Origin of the sequence: Alcanivorax sp. P2S70, from assembly GCF_000475295.1 — a bacterium.
GTDB lineage: Bacteria > Pseudomonadota > Gammaproteobacteria > Pseudomonadales > Alcanivoracaceae > Alcanivorax > Alcanivorax profundi.
Window position 1 is genome coordinate 231,085 of sequence record NZ_AXBZ01000067.1, and the last position, 20,326, is coordinate 251,410.

Consider the following 20,326-nt stretch of genomic DNA (forward strand, 5'->3'; position numbering starts at 1 on the left):
CACGAGCAATGCTACCGTCAATATCGGTAGCAAACTGTTGTTTATCTGTTAAGCGAGTCTTTTTACCACCCCAGCGCATCCTTGACAAAGGGAATAGTGACAGAACGTTGTTGCGCGAGTGCCAGTCGGTCAAGGCGCTCCAGCAGAGCGAGCAGCGCTGCCGGGCTACGCTCGCTACGGGTGACCACATAACGGGCCACATCCCTCTCCAACTTGAGTCCCCTGGCCTTTGCCCTGTCCTGCAGCAGGGTTTCCAGCCCTTCCTCTTCCAATACCTGGAGTCGGTAAACCGGGCCGGCCGCCAGCCGGGTCGCCAGATCCGGTAACGCCAGCCCCAATGCCCCCGGTGAAGCGCTGGCGGTCACCACCAGGCGCCCACCGTTGGCCATCAGACGGTTATAAAGATGGAAAAGCGCCTCTTCCCACTGTGGCTGCCCGGCAAAGTGCTCCGCATCATCCAGTGCCAGCAGGGTGAACTGCTCCATGGACTCCAGCACTTCCGGGCTCAGGGGTATGAGCTCCCGGGCTGGCAATAAACACGCACTCAACCCTTGCTGCTGGGCCAGACGGACCGCGCCCTCTAACAGGTGGCTCTTGCCCTGCCCGGTCGCCCCCCATACAAAGGCCTGACGGTCATTGCCTGTCACCACTTCATGCACGCCCTGCAGCGCCGCACCATTGCTTGCTGGCACAAAGTTTTCGAGGTCATTCCCTTCCCGTAGTTGCAGGGCCAGGGGAAGTTGTCCACTTTGTTGCATGATCAGCCTTGCCAGCAATACAGCCACTGTGGACCGGGGACGGCCGGGTCCGGGCAGGGACGCAGGCTGGACGATAACTCCAGCAAGTCACGTAGCTGGCTGTCGTCGGCGGCAAAATCCAACGCATAGACCAGCGAGGCATCCGAGACCTGGATCAGCATGGCCTGCTGCATCCCGCTGATTCCTTTCAGGTTTTGATCCAAGCTGTGCCAACCAGACAGGCTATCGACACCGTTCACGGTCAGTAGCGTGCGCTGTTCGGTACGATTGCCCTTGACCGCAAAACGACCCGCCAATGTATCGGCCAGCTCATCCGCCAACCTCGCCACCGCTGCCGAATTATCATCCGCCTCCAGACGCCCTTGCTCCAGCGTCTTGCGACCCTGGAGGATGCGCCAACTTACCTTGGCGGAGGAACCGCTATATAGCACCGCGGCCACAGTCATTTCATGAGGATATCGGGCAGAGGCCTGTTCAAGCCGGTCATCGAAACGCCCCCGGATATCGGCCACTGCCAGCGCATTCCTGTCCTCGCTATCCCACTGAGGGAACACCAGCGACAACCCACGCCGCGCCGCCTCGGCCTCAACCTCGGCATACAGGGGGTGCTCAGGGGAGACCATATCCCCTTTGCCTGCACCTTGATCGACCAGCCAGACCAGCAAACGGGGACGCGGTAGCCCCCAAACGGGCACTCCCGCTGACGACAGCAACCCCAGCAACCCCTGAACGTCATAATGGGCCACCAGGCTGTTATCGCGATAATCATGACGGGTGACCCAGCGATCCAGCTGCTCGGCAGCGTCCTGCGCGACAGGCTCATCAAGCACATCACGGGAGCCACTCAACCTGACCAGCACTTCATCCAGCCCAGCCTTGAGCGCAGCCTCCATGGCATCCGCGCTGCGGTCCGCAACCGGCACATCTACTGTATCCAGCGCCCCGGACATCGCCGGGGCGGCCAACGCCAGCAGTATCGATGCCAGCACAACCCGTAATCTGTCAAACCGCATAGGTGCGAAATCCAGCCTGTTCTTTGAAGCGCGCCATTATCACCTATTCACTGCGTGCAGGCGAACCGGATTTTCAACCCAACACAGCAGTGGAAAGATAGCCCTCAGGCTCTTAAAATACGCGCCTTCACCTATCCGGAGCCTCCCATGACCGAATCCAAACGGCCGCTGACTTACCGTGACGCAGGCGTAGACATTGATGCTGGCAACGAGCTGGTAAAGCGCATTGCCCCTGTCGCCAAACGCACCACACGGCCAGAAGTTCTGGGAGGCCTGGGCGGTTTTGGCGCCCTCTGTGAGCTGCCTTCCCGCTACAAGAACCCGGTTCTGGTTGCCGGCACTGACGGCGTTGGCACCAAACTGCGCCTGGCCATTGATACCGGCCGTCACGACAAGGTCGGCATCGATCTGGTCGCCATGTGCGTTAACGACCTGATCGTAGGCGGCGCCGAACCGCTGTTCTTTCTGGATTACTACGCCACCGGCAAGCTGGATGTGGAAACCGCCACCAGCGTGGTGACCGGCATTGGCGAAGGTTGCGAAATGGCAGGTTGCGCCCTGATCGGCGGCGAAACGGCAGAAATGCCAGGCATGTATGAAGGCGAGGACTATGACCTGGCGGGCTTCTGTGTCGGCGTGGTGGAAAAAGACGGCATTCTGGATGGCAGCAAGGTGCAGGCCGGCGACAAGTTGATCGCACTGGCCGCGTCCGGCCCCCACTCCAACGGATATTCCCTGATCCGCCGTATCATGGCGCAGTCAGACACCGACATCGAACTGGACGGCAAGCCGCTGATCGAGCACCTGCTGGCCCCCACCCGCATTTACGTCAAACCCCTTCTCAAGCTGCTCGAGCAGGTTGACGTGCATGCCCTCGCCCACATTACCGGCGGCGGCTTGCCGGAAAACCTGCCCCGCGTGATGCCGGAAAACACCCAGGCAGTGATCGATACCCGCAGCTGGGAATTCCCGGCTGTCTTCCAGTGGCTACAGCAGGAAGGCCAGGTTCCCGCCTTTGAGATGTATCGCACCTTCAACTGCGGTGTCGGCATGGTCATCGCCGTAGCCCCCGATCAAGTTGATGCCACCCTTGCGCTCATGGAAGCTGAAGGCGAGAAAGCCTTCCTGATGGGCGAAATCCGCGCCGCCGATGGCAAGCCAGAAGTGGTACTGGACGGCCTGGAATCCTGATTGGTGACTGACTCCCAGCCTCACCGCCTGGCGGTATTGATCAGCGGCTCCGGCACCAACCTGCAGGCCATTCTGGATGCGATTGAGGCCGGGCAACTGAAAGCCCACATCTGCGCTGTGCTCTCCAACCGCGCGGATGCCGGAGGCTTGACGCGAGCCCAACAGGCCGGCATCCCGACCTTGACCCTGGATCATCGCCAGTTCGAGGACCGCGAATCCTTTGACCAGGCCATGGTGGACGCACTGGAGCCCTACCAGCCGGATACCGTTGTGCTTGCAGGGTTCATGCGCATTCTGTCACCGGTCTTCGTGGCTTATTACGCTGGCCGGCTCATCAATATCCACCCCTCCCTGCTACCCAAGTACCGCGGCCTCAACACTCATGCCCGCGCGTTGGAGGCAGGGGATGAGCGCCACGGCTGCTCCATCCATTTTGTCACGGAAGAATTGGATGGCGGCCCGCTGATTGCCCAGGCCAGCGTTACCATCAATGCGAACGATACTGCCGATTCCCTGTCAAAACGGGTACAACTGTGTGAGCACCAGCTTTATCCAATGGTGCTGCAATGGCGCGCCCAGCAGCGCCTGGTACTGACAGACAATGGAGTCACACTGGATGGCAAGCCTCTCCCTGCGCAGGGTTATCAATCTTCCTAGGCTAATCCTGGCGGCCGCTTTGCTGGTGGCCGCTAGTAGCGCGTTTGCACAGCCCCCTGTTGCACCTTTCAACCTGGACTACCGGCTCAAAAGCGAAGGCATCCCCTTTTCCATCACTGCCACACGAAGCCTGCATCAAGTGCAAGGCGGGCTCTGGAAGATGGAAGTCAGTGCCCGTAACTGGCTCGGAGAGATTCGCGAAACCGCCCTGTTCAACTGGCAGTCCTGCACACCACAAAGCAGCTATTACGGCTACATGCGTAAAGGACTCGGACGAGTCAAGGAAGCAAAGCTTCATCTGGACCATGAAGCAGGCATTGCTGCCAGTGAACGTACCGGCAAAGACATGCTGAGCTATCCTATCTCCGATGCCGCCACCGATGAGCTGTCAGTCAGCCTGGCACTGCAGTGCGCCCTTGCCGAAGGCAAGCAAGATATCCGCCTTGACGTGGCCGATGAAAAGAAACTGGAACAGCAGCATTTCAAGGTGGTGGGACAAGAGTCTCTGAACGTGGACGGCAAGCGACTCAAAACCGTCAAGGTTCAACGTATCCGCGCTGAAGACAGTGAACGACAAACCTTCATGTGGTTTGCACCTTCCCATAACTTTCTTCTGGTACAGTTGCTGCAGAAAAACAACGATGGCGAACATGTCATGACACTGCAATCTCTGGAAGGGCTCTAACCGTGCGCGCTTTTCTCCTTGCTCTGCTACTGTCGTACAGCCCATTACTGCTGGCCGGCAGTCTTGCACCATTCGCGGCAGAATTTCGTATTTATGTGAACAAGCTGCCCACCCCGGTGAAAGCGGATCTGGTGCTAAAACCGGCTCATGGTAACGATAACTACCACATGCTTTTGAAAGCCAAATCTTTCATGCTGACCAACACCGAAGAGAGCTTCTTTCAATGGCGTGACTGCCAGCCGCGCACGCAAAAATACCTGCACGAATTCGAAGGCTTCGGCAAGCACCGGTTTCACCGCATGGACTTTCAGTGGAACCCTCCCAAGGTGCATAACGAATCGGAAGATGACCAAGAGAGTCTGGACATCCCCGACAACACCCTCGACGAGCTAACCATTTTGCTGCGTGGGCGCTGTGTCTTCGCCAGCGGTGAGAGAAACTATACCGTCACCAGTGTGTATGGTGACCGGCTTCGCACCCATCATTTCGTGGTTATCGACGAAGAAACCATCGATACCCCATTGGGTAAACTGGACACCCTGTTGGTAGAGAAAAAACGTGATGGCGACAGCAAGAAAAAACGGCGCACCCTGTTCTGGGTTGCGCCGTCACTGGATTACATGGTGGTGAAGGCAAGGCACATCGAAAGCACCTTCCTGAAAGCCGACATGATCATGATCGATTACAGCGAACCGGAAACACCCGCCGAGCCGGCAAAGACGGTTACGCCCGAGGCAGGGTAACCCCGCGCTGCCCCTGGTATTTGCCGCCACGATCTCCATAAGAGGTTTCGCAAACCTCGTCGGATTCGAAGAACAGCATCTGCGCCACCCCTTCGTTGGCATAAATTTTTGCCGGTAAGGTGGTGGTGTTGGAAAACTCCAGGGTGACATGCCCTTCCCACTCCGGTTCCAGCGGCGTTACGTTGACGATAATCCCGCAGCGAGCGTACGTGGATTTCCCCAGACACACCGTCAGCACATTCCTCGGAATGCGGAAGTATTCCACCGTTCGCGCCAAGGCAAAGGAGTTTGGCGGGATAATGCAGTACTCCCCCTTGATGTCCACAAAGCTGCGTTCATCAAAGTGCTTCGGGTCGACTGTGGCTGAGTGGATGTTGGTAAACACCTTGAACTCATCGGCACAGCGAACATCGTACCCGTAGCTGGAGACCCCATAGGAAATCAGTTTGTTGCCTTCGGCATCGGCCCGCACCTGTTCGGACTGAAACGGCTCGATCATGCCGTGCTCATTGGACATACGGGTAATCCAGCGATCCGATTTAATAGTCATTGCTGCCTCTCGATTCCGAAATGGTTGGGGCCAGTGTGATGAAGCGCTCAATGGTATAGACGCGGAACGCCGGATGCCAGAGACAGCCCATCATCGGCATGAGCCTTCTTTGTAACGGCGTCAGTGCTGGGTAATCTTGGGGAAAGCCCGCTTGCCCGCCTCGGTCAACGACAATCTCGCCGCCATCCGTCGGGCTGCCTGGCGATAGAGCCCGGCTTCCTCGCTGTCCGGGCAAGCGGCCACCACCGGTTCACCGCTGTCGGCCTGCTCACGAATCTTTAGTGAAAGCGGCAACGCTGCCAGCACCTCGGTATCGTAATCCTGGGCCATGCGCTGGCCGCCCCCCTGGCCGAACACATGCTCCTGATGGCCACAGTGCGAGCAAATATGCACCGCCATGTTCTCCACAATCCCCAATACCCGGATGTCCACCTTGCGGAACATTTCCACACCCTTGATCGCATCCAGCAGGGCAATGTCCTGCGGTGTCGTGATAACGACCGCCCCGGCGACCGGAATTTTCTGTGCCAGGGTCAGCTGGATGTCACCGGTCCCCGGCGGCAGATCCACCAGCAGATAATCCAGCTGCTTCCACCGGGTCTGCTCCATCATCTGCACCAGCGCACCACTGGCTTTCGGGCCACGCCATACCACCGGCGTCTGTTTTGTCGTCAGATACCCCATGGACATGGTCTGCAAGCCATAGGCTTCTACGGGAACAAAGACCTTGCCATCCAGCACCTCAGGGCGCGTGCCGTCCGGCTTGCCAAGCATCAACGGCTGACTCGGACCAAATACATCTGCATCCAGCAAACCCACGCGGGCCCCTTCTGCCTGCAGCGCCAGGGCCAGATTCACCGCCGTGGTGGATTTACCCACACCGCCCTTGCCCGATGCCACCGCAATCACATTGGCAACCTGATCCAGGGCAGGAAGACTACTCTGTGCCCGGTGCGGAACAACCTGACTACGCAGGCTCAACGACAGCGCCCGCCCCTCCAGGGCATCCGCCAAATGCTCTCCAATTTTGGCCTCCAACGACGCTTTCACGCCCTCCAGAGGATAGCCCAGCACCACCTCTGCACTCACTTGCGATTCCGACACCGACACGTTGGAAACTGCACCGATACTCTCCAGGCTGACGCCCAGATCCTCGGGAATGAAATGACCCAGTTGCTGTCGAATGCGTTGCTCGGCTGAATGCATGGTGGCCTCCGTATTTCGAGCTGCGATGATAGAGGCTACTCGCGTCACAACCAAGTAACGGTGCCCAGGAATATCCCCATCACAATACAACCGATGGCGTTTGCCTCTGGCCATCTTTCACCAAATGCGCAAAATAGGTGCAACCCACTTTCCGGTTTGCATTGCGGGACAAGGAGACATCATGAAACGTATGACCCTCATTCTGCTGGCGGGCGCCAGCCTTTTTACCCTGACGGCTTGCGGCCAGGGGACGGCAATCGACCGCGACACCATCAGTGTCACCGGCACCGGTGAAGCCCATGCAGAGCCCGACATTTTTCTCGTCTCTGCCACCGCACGTGAGGAAGGGGACGACATTGATGCCCTGAAAGATCGTGTCGATGATGCTGTCAGCGACATGCTGGAACTGGCAGACGATCTGGATATTCCCGAAAAACAGGTCCGCGCCAGCGACCTTCGCATTAGCCCGCAGTGGCAATACCAGCCCGAGCGAAAATTGCTTGGCCATCAGGTCAGCCGTGATGTCACCTTCCGGGTAAGCGGCATGAGCGTCTACACTCGCCTTCTCGACGGCCTTGCCAGCCAGAATGTGCAAGACCTGCATCCCGCCGGCACCGAGATCAGCAATGTGGACATCCACACCGATCGCGCGCTGGAAAAAGCTGTGGACGATGCCCGCCGTCGCGCTGAACGGATCGCCGACGCCGCCGATCGCAGTGTCGGTGAAGCGATTCGCATCGAAGCCCAGAATGTACAGGTGCCGCGCCCGGTCATGATGATGGCTCGTGTCAAAGAAGACGCGGCTGGCGGCAGCTACCGACCGGGTGAAACAGAAATCAGTGCCCAGGTCAGCATCACTTTCGAACTGGAGTAATCCTCTCCGTGAATGACCTGGGGCAAATCAGTGCGGCGGCACTACAACAATATCTGGCGCACGGAGAAGACCGTGGGCTGGATATTGATGCCGCCATGACCATTGCTGGATTGTCCCGGGACACCCTTTCGCAGCCCGACGCCCGGATCGATGGGGAAGATTTTGAGGCATTGCTTCATCATCTTATCCTGCAAGCCAATGATCCCCTGTTTGGCTTGCGCACCTCAGCCTTCATTCAACCGGGTTCCTACAATGTGATCGGCTATATCGCCATGAGCGTCGGCACCCTGCACGAAGCGCTGGACAAGGTCACCCTGTATGAAAAGCTGGTGGGCGACATGGGCACCACGGATATCGCCCTTACCCCGGAACAGGCTCAAATCCGCTGGAACTGCCGTTACACACGCCAGCCCGCCCGCCAGCACCTGATTGATAACGTCCTCAGCTCCTGGCTGTGCTACGCCCGCTGGCTCACCGGCAATCAGCAGCTTGCCCCTCATCAGGTTTGGCTGGAGCATGCTGCCCCGGACAATGCCAGCAAAGCGGCCTATCACGACATCTTCCAGTGCGAAGTTTGTTTCAATAAACCGGTGTCCGCGCTGATCGGTCCGGCTCAGTTGCTGGATTTGCCGATCCGCCAGCCTGATCCGCTACTACTTTCTACTCTGGAATCTCACGCCATCGCCCAGCTGGACAAGCTAGGCGTGGAAACCGGTTTGGCACGCCGGGTACGCCAATGTATTCACGATGCCATTGGCCATACCCTTCCCCGCAAGGAGAACATTGCCGAGCGTCTCGGCATGAATGTGCGCACCTTGCATCGTCACCTGGCAGACGAAGGCCACAGCTGGCAAAAACTGCTGGACGAGGTTCGTCTTCAGGAAGCCCGCCATCAGCTCAGACAAGCCCGTAAACCCCAGGCAGAAATTGCTGAAGCACTGGGTTACTCCGACATTCGCTCTTTTCAACGCAGCTTCAAACGCCACACCGGCATGACACCAGGCCAGTACCGGCAACAAGAGCTGCAAGACTGAGAGTGACCACAGCCAAAACGCAAATTTACTCATAACTCGCACGTCTGTTTGCCCTTCATCGGACTTTTGTCTGACAAAAGCTTCATTCTCTTCGCCCCCCATGGCTATACTGACATCAGACAATGACAACAAATATCGCGGAGAGAGCCGGCATGAAGGGCACACTCAAGCAGCTGGAGCGCGCCATCGAGCACGCCCAGACTTATGAAGAATGGTACGAGGCCAGCCAGGAACACGACCGTCTGTCCGGTGCAGACGAATGGAAGGAAATTGACCGTTCCCCCCACTACGACTACGAACTGATCCGTAACCGGTTGTGGCAAATCCGCCAGGCCCGGGAGCGTAACGACGTCAACAAGCTGGTCTTCCATCTCCATGAAGGCCTGCATGGCAACCTGGGGAACATCTCCAATCCCAAGCTGTATCAGCACAGCCGGGTTGGCACCAAACGCCTGATCGACAACTATCTCACCGAAGTCACCACCGCTCTTAATTACCTTTGCGACAGCAACTTCAAGGAATTCGGGCTCAAGGAAAAACTGGATTTCTTCGAGACCACCGGCCAAGCCTTTGGCCAGAGCTGCCTGATGCTGTCCGGCGGCGCGGCCCTCGGGCTGTTCCACATCGGGGTCGCGCGCTGTCTATGGGAGCAAGGTTTGCTGCCCTCGGTCATTTCTGGCTCCAGTGCCGGCAGTATCATTGCGTCCGTGGTCGGCACCCACAATGATGACGAACTGAAAACCAAACTCGAGCCGGAAAATATCTATATGGAAGCGTTTAAGGTCATCGGCTGGAAAGGGCTGCTGCGCGGCACTCCGGTGCTGGACGGCGACCATCTGGAAGGCTGCCTTGAAGAAAACATCTTTGATATGACCTTCGAGGAGGCCTACCGCCACACCGGCCGCGAGATCAATATCACTGTCAGCCCCTACGACCGCAACCAGCACGCTCGCTTGCTCAACTGGCGTACCTCGCCCAATGTGTTGATTCGCAAGGCGTCGCTGGCGTCCTGCGCCATCCCCGGTATCTACCCACCCGTTTCCCTGTGGGCCAAGAATATCGACGGTGAGCGTGTTCCCTATATTCCGGGCCGGAAGTTTGTTGATGGCTCCATCGTTGACGATCTGCCCATCCAGCGACTGGCACGCCTGTATGGAGTGAACCACTCCATTGTCAGCCAGACGAATCCTCACGTTGTGCCCTTCCTGTCACGTAACGAGCACGCAGAGAGCACCCTGCGCATGGTCGGCGACTGGGCACTCAAAAACGTATCCATGAATGTTCGCTATGGACTGGATGTGGTGCAGAAGCGGGTCGCCTCCAACGACCTGGGCCTGATTATCGACAAGGCCAGAAGCATGGTCGGTCAGAAATACATGGGCGACATCAACATGATTCCGCCTCGCCAGCCTCTCAACGCCTTGAAGGTGCTGAGCAACGCAACCCTGGAAGACGTGCGAACGTTCATTCGCCGAGGTGAAAAAGCCACCTGGCCGAAAGTAGATATGGTTGCCAACACGACCGCCATCAGCCGTACCTTCCGCGATTGTCGTGCTCGCCTCGATCGCATTGAAGAGCGTATGCTGGATCAAGTACCGATGACTGCCGTGTAACCGGCCTGACACCGCGCAGCGTCGGAACCGCTTCAGGGAGAGAGTGCTTGCGCGGTTTGCTGATACCTTTTTCCAGACAAAACCCACTGGCCCTGCGGCTGGCGGGCGCTGTTCTGCTGGTAAGTTTACTGGTCACGCTGATTAGCATTGCGCTTTTTGTGATTCGTGAATATCACCAGGGCACCCAACGGCTCGCACAGAATCTCGCCCAAATCGAGCTGACCACATTGCCAGGCCTGTCTCGGTCGCTGTGGAATTTTGATGAAGAACAGCTGAAAGTGCAGCTTAACGCTCTGGTCAGCCTGCCTGATGTGGAATATGCCGTGATCCGTTGGCAGGACTGGAACGGCAACAGCAAAATGCTCAGCGCCAGTGACAGTACCTCACATCCACCTCAGGAGCGCCATCGCTTTCCGTTGACGTATCAGCGCCGTAGCGGCGAAGTCGAAGCCCTCGGTACACTGGAGTTGGGCATTTCCCAGCACAGCCTTTATCAACAACTCGGCCAGCAAACCATTTTCCTGGTAACGTTTCTGGCCACACAAGCCCTCATCAGCGCCTTGCTCATTATCATTCTGTTACGCCAGTTGTTAACCCTTCGACTGGGCAAGCTGGCGGATGCCACCCGGCAACTGACCCTGTCTTCCCTGCATCATCCCATCCCGCGCCAGAACGGGCCGGTCAACGATGAGCTGGATAACATTGCCGCGGCCCTCGATACCATGCGCTTGCGATTACTGGAAGATATTCAGGCTCGGCAGAACGCAGACCAGGCGCTTCTGAAAGAACGTGAATTGCGACTGGATAATGAAGAGCGACGTATTCGGGCTGAAAGCGCCAACGATGCCAAAAACACATTCATGGCCACCATGAGTCACGAAATCCGCACGCCTCTCAACGGCATCATCGGGCTGCTTGACCTGTTACAGAGTTCGCGACTCACCCCCCGCCAGGCGCACTATTTGAAGCTGATGCAGCAATCCAGCGAGAACCTGCTGGCCATCATCAATGACATACTCGATTTCTCAAAGATCGAAGCAGGTGAGCTGAAGCTCGAAAACCGCGCTCTCAATCTGGTGACGCTTATCGAAGACACCCTGTGCGCCTACGCCGGACTCGCCGAAAAGAAGCACTTGTTGCTGGCCTGTGAGCTGCTTCTCAAGGAACACCAGATCATCCGCGGAGATGAAGTGCGTTTGCGCCAGATTCTCATGAACCTGATCAGCAACGCCATCAAGTTCACTGAGCGCGGACACATTATTGTCCGCGCACTGGACCACCCCAACGGGGTCCGTATTGAAATCGAAGATACGGGCATTGGCATCACCCCGCGACAGCAGGAGAGCATTTTCGAGGCGTTTGCCCAGGCAGACCAAAGCACCGCACGCCGCTTCGGCGGCACAGGGCTGGGCCTGAGTGTATGCCGATCACTGAGCACCATCATGCAGGGCTCGCTGTCTGTCCATAGCACACCCGGTCATGGCAGTACCTTCACCCTGTTCCTGCCGCTTGCGGCCACCCCCAACCAGCCCGCCTTGCCAGATCTCGACGGGCAACCCCTACTGGTGATCAGTGAGCAGGACGCTTTGCTGCAACCACTGACACGCATGCTCAATCTGGCCAATGGGCGCCCCTTGCGCGGAACGGCACTGTCCATGCTCGATAGTGCTTCGTCTTCCGCGATTGCGTTGATAGACGCCGACCTGCTCAGCCCGAAAACAGCTGACCTGACCCTTGCCCCGGAATGGCAGCACAGGACCATTTTGATTGGCCACGAAGACATGGACTCCCCCTCCTGTCGCTATCTGCGAGAACCGGTCACTCGCACGGCCCTGTTCAAACTGTTGGCCCACCCCCCCCATACCAAGCCGGGCTCCACGGAACCCCCGCCTTCATCGGATTTACCATCACTTCGCATCCTCGTAGCAGAGGACAACCCGGTCAATCGCTCCGTCCTGCAGGCCTTGCTAAACTCGCTGTCTCTTCCTGAGGCCACTATCTGCGACGATGGACACACCGCGCTGGAGGCTTATCAGCAACAGCAAGGGCAATTTGATGTCATTCTCATGGACGTTGAAATGCCGGGCCTGGATGGTCTTGGTGCCACCCGTGCCATTCGCCAGTTTGAACAGCAAACGGGACTCTCCCCTTGCCCGGTGATCGCGCTGACCGCACATACGCTGGATAACGATGCCAGCCTGATTCGAGACGCAGGCATTGACCAGGTGCTCAACAAACCCCTGCGCCGCAATACCCTGATTCAGTGCCTGCAGCAGCTCTCTCCTCGCTCCTGATTCTTCCTGTTTACCAAGAACCTGAACCCCGTCACAAAGCGCTGACAATTCAGCAACCAAAACCGACCGACCCTGTGCAACTTCTCCCCTATCGTAGAGTCATATCCGCAGATGGCCTTGATATGCTTGAGGGCAACATGAATACAGATACGACCGAGAACTGGCTTCCTGATTTCCTCGATGAAGTAGGGCTACCCCAGCATGCGGTGTTCCGCGGCTACGTTCTGTACAACGATGAACAAGAACGCTTTCTGGCCATCAACACCCTCGCCCCGGAGCGCGCCCGCAGCCATTATGTGGAAAGTTGCGCGTGGGCTCACCGCTACCCGTTAATCCGTATGGCCAGTGACGCCCTACGCAGCCACGACACAATGCTGGAGATTCGTGCCCTGTTCGAGCTGGGTCGCCGCTATCTCACCGTCCCGGTCTAAACAGACCGCAGGCCTCATCCTCGCCCATCACTGCCCCCTTGCTCGGCTCGGGGCTTTTTCGGATATACTGACCATAAGAACAGTATATCCGGAGCCCCGCCATGCCTGTCACTCTGCTTTGCCCCGCCCACGAGATGCCACCCCTCGAGCGCCCCCTGTATGCCTCTCGCATCCCGGCAGGCTTTCCCTCTCCTGCCCAGGACCATATTGAACAGCGGCTGGATCTGAACACCTTGTGCATCGAGCACCCCAATGCCACTTTCTTTGCCCGGGCCAGTGGCGACTCCATGCTCGGGGCGAGTATTTCCTCCGGTGACATACTGGTCATCGATCGAGCGCTGGAGGCCCGCCACGGGGATATTGTTGTCGCAGCCCTGGATGGCGAATTCACCGTCAAGGAGCTGTGCCTGCACCCCTCCCCCTGCCTGAAAGCCCACAACCCGGCCTACCCTTCCCTGATTCTGGATGACAACAGCCAACTCGATCTCTTTGGCGTGGTCACATTTGTCATCCACCAGACCCGGCGCAAGTGATATGTACGCCCTGGTAGACTGCAATAACTTCTACGCCTCCTGCGAAACCCTGTTCCGCCCGGATCTGCGCGGCAAACCGGTGGTGGTTCTGTCCAACAACGATGGCTGTGTCATCGCTCGCTCCGCAGAAGCCAAACGCCTCGGCATTCGTATGGGCATTCCGGCATTCAAAATTCGCCATGCCGTGCAACAACACGGCATCATCGTGTTTTCATCCAACTATGCCTTGTACGCAGACATGTCTGCACGGGTCATGGCCACCCTCGAACAACTGGCCCCCGCGGTGGAGGTGTATTCCATTGATGAGGCCTTCCTGGAACTGAGCGGTATCCCCCTGCCACAACTGCAACCGCTCGGCGAACGGATTCGTCACACCATTGGTCGCCATCAGGGATTGAGCGTCTGCGTCGGAATTGCCCCCACCAAGACCCTGGCCAAACTGGCCAACCATGCTGCCAAACGATGGCCCGCCACAGGCGGCGTGGTCGTGCTTAACGAACGGGCCCGGCAACAGAAACTGATGCAGTTGGTGCCAGTAACCGACATCTGGGGAGTTGGCCGGCGACTCGGAAAACGTCTTGCGGAACAAGGGATTCGCACTGCCCTGGATCTGGCCCGGTGCCCACCTGAACGGATACAGAAACAGTTCAGTGTTGTACTGGCGCGTACCGTGCGGGAGCTCAACGGTAATGCCTGTCTGTCACTGGAGAGCATCCCGGCGCCACGTCAACAGATCATCTGTTCGCGCTCATTCGGGGAGCGGGTGACCGACAAGACCGTCATGCAGCACGCCATCACCACCCACGCCTGGCGTGCCGGTGAAAAACTGCGCGGCCAGAACAGCCTGGCCTCCCAGCTCAGCCTCTTTATCCAGACCAGCCCCTTTACCCCCGGTGAAGCCCGCTACAGCAATCAGGCAACAGGCCACTTCCCGACACTCACCGCCGATGCCCGGGACCTGCTGGCCATGGCTCGCAGGTTGCTGGACTGCATCTGGCAAGACGGCTACCGCTATGCCAAGGCCGGCATCCTGATACACGATATTGCCGCCCCCGGTTGCCAGCAGGAGAGCTTGCTCGACTCTCCTGCCCGCGAGCGAACCGACACCCTCATGGCCACACTCGACAACATCAATCAGCAAGGGATCGGCAAGGTATGGCTGGCGGCCCAGGGTATGGAAGCACATCAGCCTGAGTGGGGAATGAAAAGACAGCGGCTTTCTCCCGCCTACACCACGCGATGGCAGGACCTGATATCCATCGGATGAACCGTATGGCAGCGCAGAGAAAACCGGGCAGCACAGCTCCAAGGCTGTGCAGGATCATTTGATCTGAGCCAGGGCCTGTTTCAACCGAGCAACAGCGGCATCAGTGTCCCCCAACTTGTCGAGACCAAACAGCCCGACCCGAAAGGTCTTGAAATCCGCAGGTTCATCACACATCAGCGGCACGCCGCCCGCGGTTTGCAAACCCAGCTGCACAAAGGCCGCACCACTCTTGATGGCATCGTTGTCGGTGTAAGACACCACCACACCCGGCGCTTCGAAACCTGGCGCCGCCACACTTTCATAGCCCTGCTCTGCCAGCAGCTCGCGCACGGCCATGCCCAGTTTCCACTGGCGCTCCTTCACTGCCGTGAGGCCCTCACCCAGGGTTTCCAGCATGGCATCGCGGAACCCGCGCAAGGCATCCGTCGGCATGGTGGCGTGGTAGGCATGCCCACCCTTTTCATAGGCGATCATGATGTCTCGCCACTTTTTCAGGTCAGCCGCAAAACTGGTGGATGTGGTGACCTGTAATCGCTGTTCTGCCGCCTCGCTCATCATCACCAGAGCGCTGCAGGGTGAGGCACTCCAGCCTTTCTGCGGCGCACTGATCAGCACATCCACCCCGATGGCCTTCATATCCACCCAGATCGCCCCGGATGCAATACAGTCCAGCACGAACAGCCCACCCACGCTGTGCACCGCCTCGGCAACCTGTTTCAGGTAATCATCGGGAAGAATGATCCCGGAGGCCGTTTCCACATGGGGCGCAAACACCAGCCCGGGCTTTTCAGCCTTGATGGTGGCCACCACCGTTTCAATCGGGGCGGGCGCAAACGGCGCCCTGGGCTGGTCACTGACCGGAGCGGCTTTCAGCACCGTTTCTTTTGACGGAATTCCGCCCATGTCAAAAATCTGGCTCCAACGGAAACTGAAAAACCCGTTCCGGATCACCAGGCAATGCTGGTCGGTGGCAAACTGGCGTGCCACCGCTTCCATACCAAAACTGCCACCACCGGGCACCACTGCAACACAATGGGCGTTGTAGACCTGCTTCAGATTACTGGAGATATCACGCATCACCTGCTGAAAACGCTGGGACATGTGATTCAGGGAACGATCCGTAAAGACGACGGAGTATTCCAGCAGGCCGTCTCGATCAAAGTCACGGGGCAGGTCGGTCACAGGGGGGATCTCCTTGCGGTAGCTACGGCGTTTATCGTGGTCTCTCTGGATACTGGATTGCCCCTGCCAACGCAACCTTTGGGGGTGTGATTGGTGGCAAAATGCACAGGCAAGCCGTGTCTGCAGTCAATGCGGGGGGCGCAGCAAACCATTAAGCTATTATCATTCTTGAGCCAGCCAGGGCGCTCACGCATACTATGCGCCCCTTAAACCCCATAAACACTGTGTTTATTTCGCGAGCCGGGAATTCATGGCAGAGTACGTCCTGATACTGATCAGCGCAGTGCTGGTTAACAACTTTGTTCTGGTGCAGTTTCTGGGGCTGTGTCCGTTCATGGGTGTCTCCAACAAGATCGAGACCGCCATGGGCATGTCACTGGCCACCACCTTTGTGCTCACCCTCTCCTCCGTACTCGCCTACCTGACCTGGGCCTACATTCTGGTGCCGTTCGAGCTGGAGTACCTGCGCACCATCAGCTTTATTCTGGTGATCGCCGTGGCAGTGCAGTTCACTGAAATGTTCGTCAAGAAAGCCAGCCCCCTGCTCTATCGGGTACTGGGGGTGTTCCTGCCGTTGATTACCTCCAACTGCGCCGTGCTGGGTGTCGCCCTGCTGAATGTACGCCAGGAAGATGCCACTTTCATGTCATCACTGACCTACGGCTTTGGCGCCGCGCTGGGATTCTCCCTCGTGCTGATCCTGTTTGCCGCCATGCGTGAGCGCATCGCCGTTGCGGATGTACCGGAAGCGTTCCGCGGTCCCAGCATCGGCCTGATCACCGCCGGCCTGATGTCGCTGGCCTTCATGGGCTTTTCCGGGTTGATCAAGCTATGAGTGCCGTACTGATTGCGATTGCCGCCCTGCTGGGACTGGCAGCGGTGTTCGGAGCGGTGCTCGGTTTCGCCTCGGAAAAATTCAAGGTGGAGGGCGATCCCATTGTCGACCAGATCGACGACCTGCTGCCACAGACCCAATGCGGCCAGTGCGGCCACCCCGGCTGTCGCCCCTATGCCGAGGCCATTGCCGAAGGGGAAGAACACAATCGCTGCCCTCCCGGCGGTCAGGATACCGTGGATGCCCTCACTGACCTGCTTGGCCGTGATGAGCTGACCCTGGACGATGAAGGCGCCGAAGACGCCAACATCCCCAAAGTCGCCTACATCCGCGAGGATGAATGTATCGGCTGCACCAAGTGCATCCAGGCCTGCCCGGTGGACGCCATTGTCGGCGCTGCCAAGCTGATGCACACCGTGATGGTGGACGAATGCACCGGCTGCGACCTGTGCGTGGAGCCCTGCCCGGTGGACTGCATTGATATGGTAGAGGTCAAACCTACCCTGCAGACCTGGGGCTGGCACCGCCCTGCCGGCATTGGTCAGCGCCCGGACAGCCGTATTGAGGTGGTCAACCTGTGATTCGTACCCTGTTCCGTTCGCGCAGCCCGAAGGTGTTTGATTTCCACGGCGGCATTCACCCACCGGAAATGAAGCACCTGTCCAACAGCACCCCCATTGCGCCCGGCCCTCTGCCGGCCCAGCTGGTGCTGCCACTGAACATGCATATCGGGGCACCGGCCAAGCCATTGGTAGCCCCCGGCGACCGGGTCCTCAAGGGGCAAATGATTGCCGAACCCGGCGGCGCCGTTAGTGCCGCGATTCATGCGCCGACTTCCGGCACCATCAGTGCCATTGGCCCCCGCCCGATCCAGCATCCATCTGGCATGGATGCCATCTGCCTGGTGCTCGACACCGATGGCAAGGATGAATGGGTCACCCACAGTGGCGTGACTGATTACACCGAGCTGAGCCCCGGCGAGCTGGTCGACACCATCCGCCATGCCGGTATTGCCGGAATGGGGGGCGCGGGTTTCCCCACCAGCATCAAGGTGAACCTCGGCGACCATCAGCGAGTAGAAGAGCTGATCATCAATGCGGTGGAGTGCGAGCCGTACATCACCGCCGATGACCGACTGATGCGTGAACATGCCGACGAGATCATCACCGGCATCCACATCCTCCAGTACCTGCTCAACCCACGCCGCACCCTGATTGGGATCGAGGACAACAAGCCCGAGGCCATTTCCGCAATCAAGCGGGCCTGCAAGGGCTGCGATATCGAAGTCCGTGTGGTGCCGACCAAATACCCGTCCGGTGGCGAGAAGCAGATCATCCAGTTGCTGACCGGCAAGGAAGTCCAGAGCGGCCAGCTGCCCGCCCATGTGGGAGTGGTGTGCCAGAACGTCGGCACCGCCCACGCCATCAAGCGGGCCGTGGTAGACGGCCAGCCCCTGATCAGCCGGGTCACCACCCTGACCGGCGATGGCGTCGCACGACCGGGTAACTACGAGGTGCTGCTGGGCACGCCCGTACGCGACCTGCTAAGCCATGGCGGCGTCAATCCGGATGCACTCGAACGGCTGGTCATGGGCGGCCCGATGATGGGGTTCACCCTGCATAACCCGGCCGTGCCGGTCGTCAAAACCACCAACTGCATCATTGCCGCCACCCCGGAAGAGCTGCCTGAACCCCCAGAGGAACAGCCCTGTATCCGTTGCGGTTCCTGTGCCGAAGTCTGCCCGGCCAACCTGCTACCCCAGCAGCTCTACTGGCATGCCAAGAATGACGATCTGGAAAAGGCCCAGCACCACAACCTGATGGATTGCATCGAATGTGGCGCCTGTGCCTACGTCTGCCCCAGCCACATTCCGCTGGTGCAGTACTACCGCTACGCCAAGGGTGCCGTGCGCCAGCAGGCCGCCGACCAATTGAAAGCGGACAAGGCCCGGGAACGTTTCGAGGCGCGCCAAGCCCGTATCGACGCCGAGAAGGCCGAGAAGGAAGCCCGTCGCCAGGCCCGCCTGGAAGCCAACCGCAAGAAGAAAACCGACACTGCTGCCGCCCCGGCCGTGGACACCGCCGCCCTCAAACAGGCCTCTCTGGAAGCATCCAAGGCCTACAAAGCGGCAGTCAAGGCGGCCAAGGAAGCAGAAGCCAACGAGGCAGAGAACAGTGCGGAATTGAAGGCCGAAGCCGAGCGCCTGAAAGCCGTGGCCGACAAGGCCAAGGCCGCCGTGCGTGACGCCAAAAACGCCGCCCCTGCCGCCGCACCGGCAGAGGATCGGGTGGCCACACTCAAGAAACAGGTGGGTGACGCCTCGTCTGCCTACAAGAACGCGGTCAAAGCCGCCAAAGAGGCGGAAGCCAACGGCGATGACAATGCCGCCGAGCTACGGGCCAGTGCCGACACCCTCAAGGCCGAAGCCGACAAACTGAAAGCCGAGTTGCGCGAGGCCAAGGCCAATGCCCCAGCCGCCCCTGCAGCGGCGCCACAAGTCGACCCCGTCGCTGAACTGAAACAAAAGGTGGGCGAAGCATCGTCTGCTTACAAGGCTGCGGTCAAAGCGGCCAAAGAGGCCGAGGCCAACGGCGATGACAATGCCGCCGAGCTACGGGCCAGTGCCGACACCCTCAAGGCCGAAGCCGACACACTGAAAGCCGAGTTGCGTGAGGCCAAGGCCAATGCGCCAGCGGCGACCCCGGCGCCCGCCACCCCGCCGCCGGCCGATCCGCTCGTCGAGCTGAAGGCCAAAGTGGGTGAAGCCTCTGCTGCCTACAAGGCCGCGGTCAAAGCCGCCAAAGAAGCGGAAGAAAATCGCGCGGAGAACGCGGCGGCCCTGCGTGCCGAAGCCGACAAGCTGAAAGCCGATGCAGATCACTGGAAGGCAGAATTGCGCGAGGCCAAGGCAAGCGCACCTGCCACCCCCAAGGCGGCACCGGCCACCACCGACCAACCGCGTATCCCTGAAGCCACTGCCCCGCAATCGCTGGCCGCCGTGGATCCGGAAGAAGCCGCCAAGCGGCAAAAGCGTCTCAAAGGCCTCAAAACCGCCTATAACATGGCCCACAAGCAGTACAAGGAAGCCCACGCCGCCCTTGAACGGGCCGAGCGCAAGGAGGACGTCACCGCCGACGAACTCAACGACATGCAGCGCCGGGTGGACAAACTCAAGAACAAGGCCGACATCGCCCGTGATGCGCTGGATGCCCTGGTAGAAGAAGCCAAGGCAGACATTCGTGCCCACACCGGCAAGGATCTGAAAACGCTGAAACTGGAAGCCGCACGGGCCGAAAGCGCCCTGGCCGACAAGGCGATCGAACTGCAGCGCCTGCGTGACAGCAGCAGCGAAGAGTCACTGGAAGCGCTCAACTCTGAACTGAAAGCCCTGGAAGCCGAAGCCCAGATTGCCCGAAAGGCACTGAAACAAGCCGTGGAAGAACAGGGGCTGGTGGAATGA

General features: G+C 59.0%; 19 protein-coding genes. 14 read left to right on the forward strand and 5 right to left on the reverse strand.

All coding sequences use genetic code 11. The annotated features are described in order from the left end of the window. Positions 1–62 precede the first annotated feature (62 nt). Together hda and Q672_RS32595 are read right to left on the reverse strand one after the other, a co-directional pair. Complete coding sequence (gene hda, locus Q672_RS32590; protein ID WP_022986735.1) at positions 63–758, reverse strand: DnaA regulatory inactivator Hda; 696 nt, start codon at positions 756–758, stop codon at positions 63–65. A gap of 2 nt (positions 759–760) precedes the next feature. Beyond that, positions 761–1,771 (reverse strand): DUF2066 domain-containing protein, encoded by a 1,011-nt coding sequence (locus Q672_RS32595; RefSeq protein ID WP_022986736.1) that lies wholly within the window; start codon positions 1,769–1,771, stop codon positions 761–763. Positions 1,772–1,918: 147 nt separating this feature from the next. Between Q672_RS32595 and purM the strand changes: the two genes are divergently transcribed. Genes purM through Q672_RS32615 form a run of 4 tightly spaced genes read left to right on the forward strand, consistent with a single transcriptional unit; the run spans position 1,919 to position 5,047 of the window. Next, entirely contained in the window at positions 1,919–2,962 is a 1,044-nt protein-coding gene (purM, locus tag Q672_RS32600) for a phosphoribosylformylglycinamidine cyclo-ligase (RefSeq protein WP_022986737.1), read from the forward strand. Between the two features lie 3 nt (positions 2,963–2,965). Next, positions 2,966–3,619: a phosphoribosylglycinamide formyltransferase gene (purN, locus tag Q672_RS32605; protein ID WP_031227092.1), complete on the forward strand. Its 654-nt coding sequence runs from the start codon at positions 2,966–2,968 to the stop codon at positions 3,617–3,619. Next, positions 3,579–4,304 (forward strand): DUF3108 domain-containing protein, encoded by a 726-nt coding sequence (locus tag Q672_RS32610; protein WP_031227094.1) that lies wholly within the window; start codon positions 3,579–3,581, stop codon positions 4,302–4,304. The genes purN and Q672_RS32610 overlap by 41 nt, the downstream gene beginning before the upstream one ends. Before the next feature lie 2 nt (positions 4,305–4,306). Next, complete coding sequence (locus Q672_RS32615; RefSeq protein ID WP_022986740.1) at positions 4,307–5,047, forward strand: DUF3108 domain-containing protein; 741 nt, start codon at positions 4,307–4,309, stop codon at positions 5,045–5,047. On the opposite strand, the gene dcd is transcribed toward Q672_RS32615, so the two are convergent. Then, positions 5,028–5,597, reverse strand: a complete 570-nt coding sequence (dcd, locus tag Q672_RS32620; protein ID WP_031227096.1) for a dCTP deaminase — start codon at positions 5,595–5,597, stop codon at positions 5,028–5,030. The two genes, Q672_RS32615 and dcd, sit on opposite strands and share 20 nt — an antisense overlap. A gap of 120 nt (positions 5,598–5,717) precedes the next feature. Then, positions 5,718–6,803, reverse strand: coding sequence for an iron-sulfur cluster carrier protein ApbC (apbC, locus tag Q672_RS32625; RefSeq protein ID WP_022986743.1), 1,086 nt, complete (start codon positions 6,801–6,803; stop codon positions 5,718–5,720). Between the two features lie 181 nt (positions 6,804–6,984). On the opposite strand from apbC, the gene Q672_RS32630 reads away from it, so the two are divergent. From Q672_RS32630 to umuC, 7 genes are all read left to right on the forward strand, one after another. Continuing rightward, the gene (locus Q672_RS32630) at positions 6,985–7,677 is read left to right on the forward strand and encodes an SIMPL domain-containing protein (RefSeq protein ID WP_022986744.1); all 693 of its coding nucleotides are present in this window, start codon (positions 6,985–6,987) and stop codon (positions 7,675–7,677) included. 8 nt (positions 7,678–7,685) lie between these two features. Continuing rightward, positions 7,686–8,711: an AraC family transcriptional regulator gene (locus tag Q672_RS32635; protein WP_022986745.1), complete on the forward strand. Its 1,026-nt coding sequence runs from the start codon at positions 7,686–7,688 to the stop codon at positions 8,709–8,711. Between the two features lie 152 nt (positions 8,712–8,863). After that, complete coding sequence (locus Q672_RS32640; protein ID WP_022986746.1) at positions 8,864–10,324, forward strand: DUF3336 domain-containing protein; 1,461 nt, start codon at positions 8,864–8,866, stop codon at positions 10,322–10,324. 47 nt (positions 10,325–10,371) lie between these two features. After that, entirely contained in the window at positions 10,372–12,618 is a 2,247-nt protein-coding gene (locus Q672_RS32645) for an ATP-binding protein (RefSeq protein WP_022986747.1), read from the forward strand. Positions 12,619–12,755: 137 nt separating this feature from the next. Further along, positions 12,756–13,049, forward strand: a complete 294-nt coding sequence (locus Q672_RS32650) for a hypothetical protein (protein WP_031227098.1) — start codon at positions 12,756–12,758, stop codon at positions 13,047–13,049. A gap of 101 nt (positions 13,050–13,150) precedes the next feature. Beyond that, a complete protein-coding gene (gene umuD, locus Q672_RS32655; protein ID WP_022986749.1) occupies positions 13,151–13,582 on the forward strand; it encodes a translesion error-prone DNA polymerase V autoproteolytic subunit in 432 nt (143 codons plus the stop codon). A 1-nt stretch (position 13,583) separates the two neighbouring features. Then, complete coding sequence (gene umuC / locus Q672_RS32660) at positions 13,584–14,849, forward strand: translesion error-prone DNA polymerase V subunit UmuC (protein ID WP_022986750.1); 1,266 nt, start codon at positions 13,584–13,586, stop codon at positions 14,847–14,849. 54 nt (positions 14,850–14,903) lie between these two features. On the opposite strand, the gene Q672_RS32665 is transcribed toward umuC, so the two are convergent. After that, positions 14,904–16,031, reverse strand: coding sequence for an aminotransferase class V-fold PLP-dependent enzyme (locus tag Q672_RS32665; protein ID WP_022986751.1), 1,128 nt, complete (start codon positions 16,029–16,031; stop codon positions 14,904–14,906). Positions 16,032–16,281: 250 nt separating this feature from the next. Here Q672_RS32665 and rsxA point away from each other — a divergent pair, with 250 nt between their 5' ends. Genes rsxA through rsxC form a run of 3 tightly spaced genes read left to right on the forward strand, consistent with a single transcriptional unit; the run spans position 16,282 to position 20,326 of the window. Then, positions 16,282–16,866, forward strand: a complete 585-nt coding sequence (gene rsxA, locus Q672_RS32670) for an electron transport complex subunit RsxA (RefSeq protein WP_022986752.1) — start codon at positions 16,282–16,284, stop codon at positions 16,864–16,866. Next, positions 16,863–17,447, forward strand: a complete 585-nt coding sequence (gene rsxB / locus Q672_RS32675) for an electron transport complex subunit RsxB (protein WP_022986753.1) — start codon at positions 16,863–16,865, stop codon at positions 17,445–17,447. The genes rsxA and rsxB overlap by 4 nt, the downstream gene beginning before the upstream one ends. Then, positions 17,444–20,326: an electron transport complex subunit RsxC gene (gene rsxC / locus Q672_RS32680; protein ID WP_022986754.1), complete on the forward strand. Its 2,883-nt coding sequence runs from the start codon at positions 17,444–17,446 to the stop codon at positions 20,324–20,326. The genes rsxB and rsxC overlap by 4 nt, the downstream gene beginning before the upstream one ends.

What these genes read in the sequence shown, in the direction of transcription:
- apbC (WP_022986743.1), bottom strand. Translation starts at nt 6,803, where the DNA reads ATGCATTCAGCCGAGCAACGCATTCGACAGCAACTGGGTCATTTCATT.
- Q672_RS32640 (WP_022986746.1), top strand. Translation starts at nt 8,864, where the DNA reads ATGAAGGGCACACTCAAGCAGCTGGAGCGCGCCATCGAGCACGCCCAG.
- Q672_RS32630 (WP_022986744.1), top strand. Translation starts at nt 6,985, where the DNA reads ATGAAACGTATGACCCTCATTCTGCTGGCGGGCGCCAGCCTTTTTACC.
- rsxA (WP_022986752.1), top strand. Translation starts at nt 16,282, where the DNA reads ATGGCAGAGTACGTCCTGATACTGATCAGCGCAGTGCTGGTTAACAAC.
- rsxB (WP_022986753.1), top strand. Translation starts at nt 16,863, where the DNA reads ATGAGTGCCGTACTGATTGCGATTGCCGCCCTGCTGGGACTGGCAGCG.
- umuC (WP_022986750.1), top strand. Translation starts at nt 13,584, where the DNA reads ATGTACGCCCTGGTAGACTGCAATAACTTCTACGCCTCCTGCGAAACC.
- Q672_RS32595 (WP_022986736.1), bottom strand. Translation starts at nt 1,771, where the DNA reads ATGCGGTTTGACAGATTACGGGTTGTGCTGGCATCGATACTGCTGGCG.
- hda (WP_022986735.1), bottom strand. Translation starts at nt 758, where the DNA reads ATGCAACAAAGTGGACAACTTCCCCTGGCCCTGCAACTACGGGAAGGG.
- Q672_RS32610 (WP_031227094.1), top strand. Translation starts at nt 3,579, where the DNA reads ATGGCAAGCCTCTCCCTGCGCAGGGTTATCAATCTTCCTAGGCTAATC.
- umuD (WP_022986749.1), top strand. Translation starts at nt 13,151, where the DNA reads ATGCCTGTCACTCTGCTTTGCCCCGCCCACGAGATGCCACCCCTCGAG.
- dcd (WP_031227096.1), bottom strand. Translation starts at nt 5,597, where the DNA reads ATGACTATTAAATCGGATCGCTGGATTACCCGTATGTCCAATGAGCAC.
- Q672_RS32650 (WP_031227098.1), top strand. Translation starts at nt 12,756, where the DNA reads ATGAATACAGATACGACCGAGAACTGGCTTCCTGATTTCCTCGATGAA.
- purM (WP_022986737.1), top strand. Translation starts at nt 1,919, where the DNA reads ATGACCGAATCCAAACGGCCGCTGACTTACCGTGACGCAGGCGTAGAC.